General features: G+C 43.9%; 18 protein-coding genes. 5 read left to right on the forward strand and 13 right to left on the reverse strand.

Going from position 1 to position 13,473, the window contains the following annotated elements; genetic code table 11:
• Positions 1–44: 44 nt before the first annotated feature.
• From L0659_RS07940 to L0659_RS07990, 11 genes are all read right to left on the reverse strand, one after another.
• A complete protein-coding gene (locus L0659_RS07940; protein ID WP_235125289.1) occupies positions 45–1,124 on the reverse strand; it encodes an alpha/beta fold hydrolase in 1,080 nt (359 codons plus the stop codon).
• Complete coding sequence (locus tag L0659_RS07945; RefSeq protein ID WP_235125290.1) at positions 1,099–1,740, reverse strand: DNA alkylation repair protein; 642 nt, start codon at positions 1,738–1,740, stop codon at positions 1,099–1,101. Before L0659_RS07945 ends, L0659_RS07940 begins: the two co-directional genes overlap by 26 nt.
• A gap of 47 nt (positions 1,741–1,787) precedes the next feature.
• A complete protein-coding gene (locus L0659_RS07950; protein WP_235125291.1) occupies positions 1,788–2,156 on the reverse strand; it encodes a hypothetical protein in 369 nt (122 codons plus the stop codon).
• A gap of 1 nt (position 2,157) precedes the next feature.
• Complete coding sequence (locus L0659_RS07955) at positions 2,158–2,667, reverse strand: VOC family protein (RefSeq protein WP_235125292.1); 510 nt, start codon at positions 2,665–2,667, stop codon at positions 2,158–2,160.
• 137 nt (positions 2,668–2,804) lie between these two features.
• Complete coding sequence (locus L0659_RS07960; RefSeq protein ID WP_235125293.1) at positions 2,805–3,083, reverse strand: hypothetical protein; 279 nt, start codon at positions 3,081–3,083, stop codon at positions 2,805–2,807.
• A 107-nt stretch (positions 3,084–3,190) separates the two neighbouring features.
• A complete protein-coding gene (locus L0659_RS07965) occupies positions 3,191–3,673 on the reverse strand; it encodes a DUF4385 domain-containing protein (protein ID WP_235125341.1) in 483 nt (160 codons plus the stop codon).
• Positions 3,674–3,681: 8 nt separating this feature from the next.
• Positions 3,682–4,071, reverse strand: coding sequence for a VOC family protein (locus L0659_RS07970; protein WP_235125295.1), 390 nt, complete (start codon positions 4,069–4,071; stop codon positions 3,682–3,684).
• Positions 4,072–4,270: 199 nt separating this feature from the next.
• Positions 4,271–4,471: a helix-turn-helix transcriptional regulator gene (locus tag L0659_RS07975; protein WP_235125296.1), complete on the reverse strand. Its 201-nt coding sequence runs from the start codon at positions 4,469–4,471 to the stop codon at positions 4,271–4,273.
• A complete protein-coding gene (locus L0659_RS07980; protein WP_235125297.1) occupies positions 4,471–4,902 on the reverse strand; it encodes a hypothetical protein in 432 nt (143 codons plus the stop codon). The genes L0659_RS07975 and L0659_RS07980 overlap by 1 nt, the downstream gene beginning before the upstream one ends.
• A 46-nt stretch (positions 4,903–4,948) precedes the next feature.
• Positions 4,949–5,236, reverse strand: a complete 288-nt coding sequence (locus tag L0659_RS07985) for a TlpA disulfide reductase family protein (RefSeq protein WP_235125298.1) — start codon at positions 5,234–5,236, stop codon at positions 4,949–4,951.
• Positions 5,237–5,768: 532 nt separating this feature from the next.
• Complete coding sequence (locus L0659_RS07990; protein ID WP_235125299.1) at positions 5,769–6,131, reverse strand: helix-turn-helix domain-containing protein; 363 nt, start codon at positions 6,129–6,131, stop codon at positions 5,769–5,771.
• Positions 6,132–6,226: 95 nt separating this feature from the next.
• Here L0659_RS07990 and L0659_RS07995 point away from each other — a divergent pair, with 95 nt between their 5' ends.
• The 3 genes from L0659_RS07995 (at position 6,227) to L0659_RS08005 (ending at position 8,738) form a co-directional block, all read left to right on the forward strand.
• Positions 6,227–6,757 carry an NAD(P)H-dependent oxidoreductase gene (locus L0659_RS07995; protein ID WP_235125300.1) on the forward strand — a complete coding sequence of 177 codons (531 nt, stop codon included), beginning with the start codon at positions 6,227–6,229 and terminating at the stop codon, positions 6,755–6,757.
• 197 nt (positions 6,758–6,954) lie between these two features.
• The gene (locus L0659_RS08000) at positions 6,955–7,905 is read left to right on the forward strand and encodes an AraC family transcriptional regulator (protein WP_235125301.1); all 951 of its coding nucleotides are present in this window, start codon (positions 6,955–6,957) and stop codon (positions 7,903–7,905) included.
• Positions 7,906–7,985: 80 nt separating this feature from the next.
• On the forward strand, positions 7,986–8,738 hold the full coding sequence (locus tag L0659_RS08005) for an SDR family NAD(P)-dependent oxidoreductase (protein ID WP_235125302.1): 753 nt from the start codon (positions 7,986–7,988) through the stop codon (positions 8,736–8,738).
• Positions 8,739–8,799: 61 nt separating this feature from the next.
• Here the strand turns inward: L0659_RS08005 and L0659_RS08010 are convergent, their stop codons facing one another.
• Both L0659_RS08010 and L0659_RS08015 read right to left on the reverse strand, forming a co-directional pair.
• Complete coding sequence (locus L0659_RS08010; protein ID WP_235125304.1) at positions 8,800–10,878, reverse strand: c-type cytochrome; 2,079 nt, start codon at positions 10,876–10,878, stop codon at positions 8,800–8,802.
• 310 nt (positions 10,879–11,188) lie between these two features.
• Complete coding sequence (locus L0659_RS08015; RefSeq protein ID WP_235125306.1) at positions 11,189–11,557, reverse strand: glyoxalase; 369 nt, start codon at positions 11,555–11,557, stop codon at positions 11,189–11,191.
• A 185-nt stretch (positions 11,558–11,742) separates the two neighbouring features.
• Between L0659_RS08015 and L0659_RS08020 the strand changes: the two genes are divergently transcribed.
• A complete protein-coding gene (locus L0659_RS08020) occupies positions 11,743–12,459 on the forward strand; it encodes an RNA polymerase sigma-70 factor (protein ID WP_235125307.1) in 717 nt (238 codons plus the stop codon).
• A 16-nt stretch (positions 12,460–12,475) separates the two neighbouring features.
• Positions 12,476–13,468, forward strand: a complete 993-nt coding sequence (locus L0659_RS08025; RefSeq protein WP_235125308.1) for a FecR family protein — start codon at positions 12,476–12,478, stop codon at positions 13,466–13,468.
• The last annotated feature ends 5 nt before the right edge of the window (positions 13,469–13,473 follow it).

The following is a 13,473-nucleotide window of genomic DNA, read 5'->3' on the forward strand; positions in this document are numbered from 1 at the left end:
ATTATGGTTTGGAATGCTAACTGCTTTTGTCTACTTGAGCAATCCTAAAAGGTCGGCGGAGCTGTATTCAGGTCGGAATCCAGGAAGTTTTTAACCATTGGGATCAGTATGTCTGGTTGGGAGATCAAACCAATATGGGTTTTCCCGGGCAAAATGGCGAGCCGTGATTTGGGCAGTCCATTGATATCACCCATTTTTCCACCGCCTTTCGCCCGAAACAATTCCAGCGCATGTTCGTAACGTATGCCATCAGAATCGCCTATCGCCATGAAGATGGGAGCCTTGATATTTTTGACCTCTTTCGACCAATCATAGGCTTTGCGGTCAATACTCATGACTTTATCTATGAAATCTGAAAATTTAGCCGGATCGTTTCCTAGGCTATCATATTGCTGCTGGATGGGGCTGCCTTTAAACATCTCCGCATTCATGGTTTCAAAGCTTTTTTCAACCTCGGGCAGCCATCCATCATTTTTATAGACACCTGATAAAATAACCAGTCGCCGCACTTGCTCCGGGTGCCGGACGCCCATCTGAAAACCGACGCCCGCGCCCATGCTGTAACCCAGTACATCGACGCTATCCAGCTTTAAATGTGAAATTAACCCCGATACATCGTCGGCCATATTCTCATATGTAAAAGCGCGCTGAATATCTTTGGTCCGTCCGTGCGCCTGCATCTCTGCCACAATCACCTTCCGATCCTTTGCCAGCATCGGGATAATTTGTGCCCAATTCATCGGAATTGTCATAAACGAACCGTGTACCATAATCAGCGGCTTGCCTTCTCCGTAGACTTCGTAATACATTTTGAGTCCGTTCACATCGGCAAAGCCACGTTCATTTGGTTTTATAGGCAGGCTTTCGGTCGTGTCCATTTTTTCTTTGTTTGTGTTGAAATGTTCTTCGCTTTTCCGTTCGCATGAAATGGCTACTAATAAGACCATCAAAGCGGTAAAGCTGCCAAAAATTTGACGTTTCATGATTTTGTCTATTTGTTGAAGCACAAAATTCGCCAATGACACTACAATTACTGCTGTGCGTTTGCGACAGATATGCTGGTAGATAGCGACACCGTATTCAGAAACCTTGCAGCAGCTATAAATTCCGTTTTTTGCTTTCAATCGCTATAAACTCTGGCAGATAATCCGGAGTACAGCCTTTTGAGACCATTTCTTCTTTATAAAGACCGGTGTTCTCGCCGACGGCAATACAGCGATCCCGATATTGTTTTTCAAAGATGCCTATCCAGCCAGCAGTGAAATTCATCGCCCATTGCACTTCCGGTTCTTCTTTGGTAATGTTGGTTTCTATTTTGGCCAGCAATTCCGCCGTGTTATTAGGGGGCATTTGTCCCATCCATCTCAAACGCGCCTGATGGTACCAGAATACTCTTCTTTGAAGAGCAGACGGGCTATTTTCCCAAAGTTCTATTAAGGCAGCGATCTTCTTGTCTTTGAGAAGTTGATTGGCCATTAACCAGTCTATCAATTGATTCCGCTCGATTGATGGATGGGTTTGCATATCACGATCAAGGTCATTGATCAATTCTTGTGAAATGCGCTTATTGTCCATAATTAAAATGGCCAATTGCCTGGGCAAAAATTTCCCGGTCGACCATAGTTCAAGAGCCAGTTGATGATCTTTCTTAATATCCTTGGCAATTTTCCGTAAGTCTCCCAGCTTGGTATTACCATTGATTTGTTCCAGAATGTTGTCCGCTTTTGAAGAAAGTTTCATTGCTATGTTCTGATTACTGGTCCCTAATATCAAGCAGTTTCAACGGATTACTCTCTGTTCTTAACAATATAGACTGAGCCTGCGGGATCGGTGATCCAATGCATATTGTCGGGAAGTTCTTCCAGTTCGTCACAGGTCGAAATACCGTGAGATTTCAGGTATTCAGTTGCTGCCGGAACATTCTCCACATTGAGCTCCAACCAGGTTTCGGAATGTGTATAATTATCGACGCAATCCAGCCACATGACATTGTTACCGAAGCGAACCTCGTGTGTTCGCGAAACCGTCGGATTTGTGATTGGCTTTTCTTCCACGATGAGTTTGAGAATGTCGCGATAGAAATGAACTGTCGCTTCGTATTTAGCCTTCGGAATCTTTACAGCAATGTTTATGCCGCCTTCGAATTTGATATCCATTTCAATTACTGTTTTTCATTTGTTCAACCGCCTTCCACCCTTCGGGAGTAATTCCCATGATCTCGGTGACTGCCCCAATTGTTTCATAAGTATCGAAAAATGCCATTCTCGCAATTGGATGACCCACTTCACTGATGATTTCATATCCTTTTGCCTGAAATTTTCCGACGACCTCTTCGAAATCGCTGACCGAAAGCCTGTATGCGAAATGCTGTGCTCCGCCTGCTGGATATTGATTCAAATAATCATGAAACATGCTTTGCCCCGATAAGGGCTGAACGAGTTCTACGAAATTAAGACCATTGTATGCCTGCGTGGTAAGCCATTCTGCGGCTACCACTTCGCCTAGGTAAGTCATGCCTAGGTCCTGCGCACGAACTAGCTCAGGTGCAGGAAATGTGGGGGTGCCAAGGCTTTTAGAAAAGAAATCCGCAGCCGCGTGAATATCTTTCACGACCCAGCAAATCTGGGCAAATTCAAGTTTTGAGATAATATCGTCAATGCCTTCCATATAAGTACATTCTTGGATTGATGGTTTACAAAACTATCATCTGCGGCATTGACAATTGTGGGGGATTTAAGACAACAGCGAGGGTAGATCGGGACGTTGTTGTTAATGCCTTAACTGATTTGGGTTTCTGATTTTTCTTATGAACGGTAAAGCCCGTAGATGACTAAGGCTACCAGTATTGATTCAATGATCCAGATTGTGCGCGTGTTGGAATGCGAGATCCGGCTAATTAGCCAGTGGCCTCCTAAGCAGACAGCCATGATTAGCAGTCCAAGAACAATTTCGAGTGGATAGTCTCGCTTCTGGTCTGGTGTTCCATAAAGCACATAAAACAAGCCATGCAGAATTTCATATAACCCTACCAATGCTCCCAGCACAAGTGGCGTGATCCAGATTAGCAATTTCCTAATACTCATACCAGTTATGATAACTTCCTTATTGCGGCCATGATCTTTTGTTCCTGCCTGCTTTCATTCGGTTGCGACAAAATCGTATTGATATGTTGCAATATTCAAATTTTGGATCAGCCTAATTTGCTTTTCCATTCCTTTTTCATTTGCGCATACTGTTCATTGCTTTCTGCCTGTTTCCATTTTTCATAAAATACTGCAGCAGCTTCCGCCTTCTCTTGTTGTCCAGTTCCTTTTTCAAGAAGTGCATAATCGTTGTCTTTATCGTATTTCTTTCCCCCCTTATAATTGGCATAACGCCGCGCCCTAGTAAACCCCATTTGCAAATACTTGCGGGCTATATCTGCTCCCACAAAGTCGTCTAGTTTCAGATAAGCCAAAAACAGTTCATAAATTTTGTTGCTGCTTTCCTCAGCAATTGCCTTTGTTTTGAATCGCCAATATTGTCCAATTTCGGATTTGTATGGTTCACATATCAAAACACCTTGTTCACCTTTCCCAACCCGATAAAGTTCCGGGCGTTTTTTGTAATCGATATCAGGCTTCCACTCGTAAGCTTGATTATTGAAATCCAGGTAAGACGGTTTATCTGCCATTCGCTTTTTTAATGAAGAGGATATCCAATTTCCCAAATGTGCCCAAACGGATCTTTGAGCTTTCCAATTTTCCAATCTTCTTCAACCGTGACTGGACAAATTTGGGTAGCTCCGGCCGTCAATGCATTGACGAATATTGTGTCTGGATCCGAAGTTGTCAAAATCATTCGAACAGGCGATCCTCCTATTGTTGCTGGACTAAGATTGTCAAATTCCGGTTCCTCATCCCCAATCAAGATGTCCGCATTTCCTATTCCAATTCTCGCATTTGTTCTACCATCATTGGTATATTTTTCCAATATCGTTGCACCAAATGCCGCTTCGTAGAAAGCGGCTGCGCCGGAAGCATTGGAGACTACCAGGAACGGTGTAATGTTCAGTTTTATGTGCTCGCTCATCGTTGAATTCAGAGATTTATTTCTAATAATCACAGCCGTGGTACCGCAATTGTTCACTTTTGGGAGGTTAATTGAACGTGGTCAAGCCGCCAGATCCGGAAGCGCTTGACTACTAACAGTAATAAGGAATACTTAGCTTGTATCCCTTTTAGACACGGTTTGCCAATGACATTCAGTAAGGGTAAGTAACCTTAAATTTTCAATCTGATTCTTCCAATTCAAACAAATCTTCCACCCTCTTCCCCAGTGCCTTCGCTATTTTAAGGGATAGGAGTATGGATGGCATATAGCGGTTGCTTTCGATAGAAATTATGGACTGCCTCGAGACATTCACCAGTTCAGCTAATTCTATCTGAGTGAGTCCTTTATGGTTTCGTTCAATCCTTAGATAATTTTTCATTATCTAAATCTGACGTGAAGAATGTAGTTAAACCTAACTATAAAACAAAGCCAGAAAAGGGTTATGGTAGTCAGAAAGAAAAGCAATAACCCTCCATCATCCTCTGGTTCTCCTAAAAGCAGCATCGACAAAAATCCAAAGATCATGCATACGATTTGTGCAAGTGCTGCGAACTGAAAACTATCCAATCTTACCCTTTGAACCATCTCATCTTCGATCTTCTCCTTTGAAAAAGTTATAAAGTAGAGGCCGCCTAGAAAGGAAAAAAACGATAGAATAGCCACTACTGCATATGCGGTACCATTGCTATCAAAAACATGAGAAAACAGCTCGTTAAAAAGCCCCTTTTGTAAACAGAGCCAGATTAGGATGCCGGCGGGAGCGGTAACAACCCCTACTTTTTTGAACCGATGCGGTAATAAAAGCTTCATAGTAATTTGGAGTTAAATAAAAGTAAATGTAAAGCTTACTTTACATTTATGCAAATGCGGCATTCGCACAACCTTTAAGGTCTGTAAGTTGAGTCCATACTAATTTATCCTTTGCTATTGCTTTCAGCCATGTTTCCCTGCTTTTTAATTGATCCAGGGAAATACCCATTATTGTGAAATTTTGATCTTTGTACTTGTCAAATACTTTGGTCAGCTCGGGATGCTCTGCACGGCAAGGACCACACCAACTTGCCCAGAAATCGACAAACACATATTTGCCTCGAAAATTGCTAGATCGTATTTGCCCCGCCCTGTATCCTGATATCTTTCCCACTTCTTTGATTTTCCATTAAAGATCAGACAAATCATTTATACGACGCATCTCATAGAAAACCAAAATGAGAAAATTAGGAAGTAAATAAAAAAGAAGCTGGCATTTCCTACTGATGAAGCAGTGATGAAATCCGTATATTTAGCCCTCAGAAAGGCTTCAAAGAAATGGACTATGCCCTAGCCAAGCAGCAGGCTGAATTTTTCGTACTTGATAGAGCTGTCAGCTCTGATTTCGAAAATGGCTCATTATGCTCGTTTCTGAACAAATATGTTAGCCCTAGGCGTGTGCAAGGATATAGCTTGAAACATAACCCTTTGGATTCAGGTGCAATTTATACCGTTCTCTACTATTTGTTTACTAGTAATTACTAAGTTCAGCCTGTTGATTCTGAGGAAAGTTTCTTATTTATGCAGATGGACGGGCAAAATTAAGGGGATTTAGCCAATTAAAAACTGCCTGGCGTAAGCATCGGGCAAGATGATCTGTTTAATTTCGGAATCCTGACATTTACATATATATGGGATACCCTGGATTATTGACCAGTTAATTTTTTATGACGATCCCCCCAATTTTCCAGCTCTTTGATGATGGGTTTCAAGTCATATCCTATTTGAGTTAATTCATATTCGACGCGGGGTGGCACTTCTGCATAAACGGTTCTTCTAACTATCATATTTTCTTCGAGCTTACGGAGTTGTAAGGTCAACATACGTTCGGTAATGTTTGGCAACTTCTTTTTCAGTTCCCCAAACCGAAGCTTACCGCCCAATAACCAGGAGCAGATGACCAGTGTCCACTGTCCGCCAATAATAGTTGAAGCATAAGCCTCTGGGCATTCGTCACTTAATGCACTCTTATTGGAAAAATTTGTCGATGTCTGCTTGATCTCACTCATTACTTACATTTTTTATAGTACCTAACAATCGGTGGGTAATATACGACTTCGATGTAGTGCATGCTACCTTTGTGTAGATTATTATTGATATTACTATGAAGACTTTAATCATTATTACGCATCCCACCATAGGCGAGTCTACCATCAATAAAAGGTGGATGGAGGAGCTGCTTAAATTTCCAGAAGAGTACACTGTTCACCAGTTGTACGATGCATATCCAGACGAAAAGATAGATGTCCAGGCTGAACAGCGCCTAGTTGAGCAATACGATAAGATTATATTTCAATTTCCCTACTACTGGTTTAATATTCCATCATTGCTAAAAAAATGGTTCGACCAGGTTATGACACACGGCTGGGCGTATGGTAGTAAAAGTGGATACTGCATGAAAGGAAAAAAAATAGCACTGGCCATATCATTGGGAGTGGAAAAGGAGGAGTTGAGTAACGCAGGGATATATAAATATCCGCTCAACGAACTCACACGGCCATTCGAGCTGAGTTTTGAATATGTCAAAGCGGATTACCAACCGGCATTCGCTTTTTACGGTATGGAATTCAATGTTTCTGATAGCCATATCGAATTGGGTGTAAGATCCTATATGAAATACTTATCAGAATTTTAATAACGCTGCTATTGATTGTAAAGTGACGTAATTGAATTGAACTGGTTTTTAAAAAATAACATGGAATTAAAAAGAAAACGGATCTTGATTATTGGCGGTTACGCGTATCTTTCACTTCATCACTTCCTTAGTATACTTCTATTGTTCTCAGGCTTTACTTAATTATTGCTACCTTTGTATTTTACAAAAACTTAGTCATGTCTAAGCGCTCTTTTGAAGATCTTTGTTACCACCTTTCCAGCGGCTCGTCGGTGGATCTGAGTGCGCTGTTGCCGGAAGGCATACAACAGGAAGTTGGACATTTCAATGTCTTCAATTTGACCGATATTGTGCAGGAAGCGCGGGAAAAAAGGACAATGTCCTGCGCTTCACGCGCATATTATAAAATAAGCTTTCTCACCGGTAATTCGCTGGCTGAGTATCCGGACGGCACGGTTGAAATCACAAGGCCAACATTGATTTTCACTACACCCAAAAGTCCCTATTACTGGTCGCCCATAGGCAGGCAAACCGGACAATTCTGCGTGTTTACAGCTGAATTTTTTCATCCTGCAATGAGCGGCGTGACATTGGACGAATTACCCATTTTTAAATCTCCTGAGCATCCTGTGTATGCACTTTCGGATTCGGACATTTCCCGGGTGCAAGGCATATTTGACAATATGGAGGCTGAAATAAGCTCGAACTATGCCTATAAATATGACCTGCTTCGCGCTTATACGCTCGAATTGATCCACATTGGCCAGAAGCTACAATCTACCGTGATGCTTCATCCCAATCACAGCGCTTCGGCCCGAACTACATCCTTGTTTTTAGAGCTGCTGGAAAGACAGTTTCCTTTGGAGAGCCCGCAGCAAAAGGTAGCGCTGCGCACAGCCAAACAGTATGCTGATCACCTTGCAGTGCACATCAACCATTTAAACAAAATACTAAAGGATACCACGGGTCTAACAACGACCGAACTCATTGCCGGCAGAATCCTTCAGGAAGCGCGGGCACTGTTAAGGCTTACGGATTGGAGTATTGCCGAGATAGCTGATAGTCTTGGCTTTTCAGATTTTTCGCATTTTGCCAAATTCTTTAAAAATGAAACCTCCTTATCTCCCGGAGCATTTCGTAGTCAGACTAAAAGTTTGAATTATACATAAAATTGATTGGCTCTCACTAACCAGCACCTGGTCATTTGACGGACTTTTGTACAGTTTTTAATCCGTACAAATATAATCTGATGACAACTCAAAAAATCGCTTTGGTAACCGGCGGAAGCCGTGGAATTGGTAGAGAAATTGCAATAAAACTTGCACAAAAGGGAATCGATGTCTTGCTTACATACAACAGCAATGTGGCTGAGGCAGAAAAAACCGTGGACGCGATTACATCTCTTGGAAGAAAGGCCGTAGCCTTACAGCTCAATACGGCCAATTCAGGCGGCTTTGAAGATTTTTTTCTAAAAGTCAACTCGGCATTAAAAACGGTATTCGGCACAGATCGTTTTGATTTCCTGATTAACAATGCGGGAACCAGCCTTACGGCACCCGTCTGGGAAACCACTGAGGCGCAATTCGATGAAATGTTTAACATTCATCTCAAAGGAGTCTATTTTCTTACCCAAAAATCGCTTGACCATCTTCAAGACGGGGGACGTATCATTAACATTTCCTCCGCTGTATCCCGCGTGAGCTTTCAGGGCGTTTCTGCTTACGGAATGATGAAGGGCGGAGTCGATGTGTATACCAGATTTCTGGCACTTGAACTGGGCCAGCGTGGCATTACCGCAAATGTTGTTGCGCCCGGGGCAATTTTTGGAGGTGGAGCAATGGAGGATACACCGCAAATCCGTGCGCATGTAGCGGGCGCAACTGCATTGGGACGTGTAGGTTTGCCAGACGACGTCGGTGGAGTGGTAGCATTCCTGTGCAGCGAGGACGCCAAGTGGGTCAATGGCCAGCGGATTGAGCTGACCGGCGGTATGAATTTATGATTTAATAATGCAGTTGAAAGCGTATATAGCCTGCCGTTTAAATTACGATATGCTATATACGCTATTGCTTGTTGTTATTAGCCTGACCAAATTCTACAGGATAACCACGTTGTGCCCACACCAGGATTCCTTCATCGAGGATGGCAGTGTGTTTATAGCCAAAACGCCTGAGTGTGTTTACTACTTTCATCGATGCCGCATGGGGGCAGGCACAATAAACAACAATCATGGTGCTGTCATTAGGTATATCCTTGATGAATTTATCAGGTTCTTCATAGTAAGGCACAGGCACGGATCCCGGGATATGCGTCTGATGCCATGCTGCCTTTGAACGCGCGTCCAGAATAATCATTCTTGAATTTTGTTTTAATGCTTTTTCAACCTGACTGGCAGCGACATACAAGTTCTCTTTCAGCGCAAACTTTGGTGCCTTCTTTGTTGGATTCAATACATAATCTTTTGGCAATGGTTCTTTTATTGAAACTGCTTCCGGCGCATTCCAGCCAGATGCCCTGCTTCTGAGATAGGCCGTAAGCGCATTTATTTCAATTTTGCTCAGGCTGTCTTTAAATGCCGGCATAGGCGTGTGGTCACGGCCTTCTGTTATGGTGTATCGTAAGAAGGCGTCGCTTGCCGTGGCCAGTAACATCGGATGTCCCAAAGCTGGTGCTTTTATTCCTTCGCCTTTTGCGCCATGGCACGATGCACAGTGTTTTACATACAATCCTTTTCCTAATGCAACATTGCCACTTACCGGCTCTGCCGACATTTCTATCGCCTTCTTGACACCACTTTTCTCATGGAGCCATTTTAGCAATAATTCTATTTCCGCCGGATTAAGCGGGCCGCCCTGGCTCTTTGCATATGGCGCCATGGCAGTTCCTGCTCGCCCATAGGAAATGGTGTGCTCCAAGTAATTATAGCTTGATTTTGGCTTTTGCGTAGTTGCCATTAGTGCATGCGAGCGTAAGGAAGGCGCATTATCTGCCGCATAACCTTCGCGGTCTTTGCCATGGCAGAGGGCACAGTATTTTGCATAAATACGGGAAGCATGCTGCGATGAAATACTGTTAAGCTTAGTGTCTTCTTTAAAATCGTATGTTTTAGCCAATGTTGCCTGCATTTTCGACTCTTGAATGAAGTCAAGCTGGACACCAAAAGCATATTCCTTTAATACAGTCAACCGTTTGCTGGCTGTATCGGCTTGCAAGGCTTTGACTGGCAACTTCTTTTTAAGGAAATCTTGGGTATTTTTTAGGTTCTTTACTTCTAAGCGCACGGCATATACGCCCTGTCCCCGTTGTTTCAGGAATCTGCTGAATTCGTCGCCGGAAGATTTGGGCGCCCTCAAATGTAGCTCCTGCTTATGTGCCACTTTAAAACGGGCAAGTGTGTCGTTAACTTCGAGTTCTGTAAAACCAATTTTATTGAATTCTTTACGGGCAGCATTCAGGTCGCTTACCACGATCAGCAGGGAAGATATTCCTACCACACCATTCGGATTGGGTTTGTAATATCGACGCCACAGAACCGGATTCCATCCTTCATCTTCCAGTTCCTGGTATGGAAACCCCACATATTCGATGAAATTTGGAAGGTAAGGCGGTGGGTTAGTCGTATCAAAATCTACACTGCGCCATTGCGCGCCCCCATCGTCAAAGCTCCATCCTTTTGCTTTCCTTGTTGAGTAACGGCCAGACTTAATGGAATCTGTTTTCATTTCCTTCGCGGCAAGCCAGCGGAATGATGTGTCGGTTGAGGAAGTAGACAGCGAGTATAACCGTATGCCCTGGTTGTGCTTTCGGAAAGATGTAATGAATGAATCCTCAACTGCTACCTTGCCCGTATCGTTTACCGCCAGAAGTTCCAGGTACGATTGATCCGGTAAATTAACCACAGCAGCGAGTGTGCCTTTATAAAGGCCTGGTTCAACGTTTTCAGCCTTGGGCATGTCAAATCCAAGCACGTCGGAATAATACTTTCGGGCGCTGTCTAACTTTTGAACTACTAATGTTGCCCCGCTGATGCCAAATCCTGCACCAAGCAATTGCTTATTGTCAATGTCTTTCTTCTGCTTTGAGGTACAGGATGAAATAAATCCGAAAAGGACAATGAACGCTGATTGAACGATAACTTTCATATGAAGACGGGATGACATTGGTTAGAGGCAATGATTTGCTATTGAGGCCGTTAGCGAAACAATATATCGATCATTCCGGTCAAAATTGTACCGTTGAATAAATGGGGCTGGATTGATGTTAGTTACGATTCACGGTTTGCACTGCCTACGAAGTGATGATGCGTAAAAAAGTTGGCAGCATGAAGTCAGCTGATCTTGCCCAAGCCATTCATCATTACAAACTCGGAACGATGGTAGGAAAGGTGACGAGTGGATTAAAGGTAGTGTGTGCCATGTGTAATCGGTGTCTGATCATAGGTCAGATAGGTGATCAGCTATTAAAGAATTCTCCGAAATGCCATAAAACGCCGGAAGGATCGTGAACGAAGCATTCGCGGCCCCAATGCTCAACGCGAATGGGCGTGAGGCGCACACCATTGTATTTGTCCGCAAGATTGAGCGACACAAGATTGTCCCACGTCTCTTGTACATTGTGTACTTCGAGGAAAATCATTGTGTTATCGATCCAATCCTGCACAAAAGCATCTTGCAGGTAAAAACCAACATTGTCTGTTCGGAATAGCGACATATCCGGTGAGATTACGACTTCCTCAAAACCCAGATCGCGATAGAAATTCCGGGATAGTTCAAAATTCCGGCACCCAATAAATGGCCGGATAGATCGTGATGATTGCTGCATGTTCCTGAGTTTTAAATCAAAAATAACGCTTTGGTTTGATTTGTCCTATTGATTTTCCTGACCTTTCTCAGCGCTGTAAATCCCATTTGTAAATCTCACAAATCAGCACACCGTGCGCTGGAAGCCGTATCACAAAATTTTTTTTCAAAACCACTAGGTAAGTTTAACCGCTGATCTGTCATACCTTGGAAAGCAAAACAGGGTTACATATGATCGGGATCACCAGTCTGGATTCTTCTGATAATGGAGGGGAAGAGCGCGCCTTGAAGGCAGCAGGAGCGGAAGCTACGCCGGACGAGGGACTGAATGGTTTGGCGGATACAGAGTTTTTTATCCGTCGAACTTTTGAAACCGACGTACAAAAGGGCTGTGAGCTGCTTTTTCAGCGATATTATAAGCCGATGTGCAGCCATGCAGTGCGGTTTGTGTATTCCAAAGACATTGCCGAAGATATCGTAGCCGACATTTTCTGTAATTTCTGGGACAACCAGATTCACCGCGCCGTGAATGTGTCTTACGGCGCTTACCTTTTCCGGTCGGTAAGAAACCGTTGTTTCAATTATTTACAAAAGGAGCAGAACAAGACACTCCCGCTCGACGCCACCGTAGAGAATGATCCGCTTGTCTCGCATTTACCCGAAAAAATGATGCAATACGAAGAGCTTTACCAGCAGGTGAACACCCTCGTTCAGGGACTTCCACCACAATGTCAGAAGGTTTTTGTAATGAACCGGTTTGAAGGCAAAGCAGGTAAGGAAATTGCTATGGAACTGAACCTGTCCACCCGAACCGTGGAAGCACATATCTCAAAGGCGCTGAATGTGATCAGGCACGGGCTGCGGCACTATTGGGTGGAGTCGGTCCTGCTATTCATTATTCCGTTCTGTCAAAATCTCAAATAAGCTATTAAAGTCGATTATGCCATTGATAAGCAAACCTTTACTATTTGAACATTTCGCCGGCCGCACTTCGGTGCTTCAAAAAAAGCTGATCGAAGAGTGGCTCCAGACGGATACGAACCAGGAGCAATTTTATGCCTGGCTGGCCGAGTGGGAGATGACATTCCCGGCATACGATCCCGAGATGGGGGAGCCGCTGGCGCGTTTTAACCATCATATGAATCAGCCTCGAAAGCTGCTTCCAACCATGCCTGTTTATGGGCATAAAAATACGTTTAACCGTTACCGTTACATTGCCGCGGCTGTCTTGCTTGCATTGGTTTCTTTCGCAGTTTTTATCAATAGGGATCAGATCCGCTACCAGCGCTACAGTGCCGATTTTGGGAAAATGAAAGAAATAACCCTTTCGGACGGAAGCAGGGTTACGCTCAATGCAAACTCTGTTCTGCGGGTTCCGCGCTGGACTTTTGGCGTTTCCGACCGGAACGTATTCCTGGAAGGCGAAGCGGAATTTGCGATCAAGCACTTACCGGATCACCAGTTGTTTCAGGTTCACACCATGGACAACTCACTGATCACCGTCCTTGGAACGGAGTTTACCGTTTATACCCGAGAGCAGCTCACCAACGTGGTTTTGAACAAAGGAATAGTAAGATTGTCTTCCACGGCCGCCGAAGAACCGCATACCATGCAGCCTGGGGAACGCGCGACGATCGTGAAAAGTGGCGCGATCAAAGTCGAAATGCTGTCGGAAAAAGAGCTGGCCGCTGAAATGGCCTGGAAAGAACATCGTTTTGTTTTTGATAATACACCGCTGAGCGCTGTGGCCCGGAAGATCCGCGAAGTTTTCGGTGTGGACGTGCATATCGCTGATAAAGGGCTCGCGGTCAGAACTGCAACTGGTTCATTTCCTGCCGAGAGTGCCGAAGAATTATTGACCAATATGTCGGTCATGTACGGTTTTGAGATCGTCAAGACCAGAAAGCAATTCCTGATTAATCCTATCCCTTAATTTTT

Source organism: Dyadobacter sp. CY347 (assembly GCF_021502655.1).
GTDB lineage: Bacteria > Bacteroidota > Bacteroidia > Cytophagales > Spirosomataceae > Dyadobacter.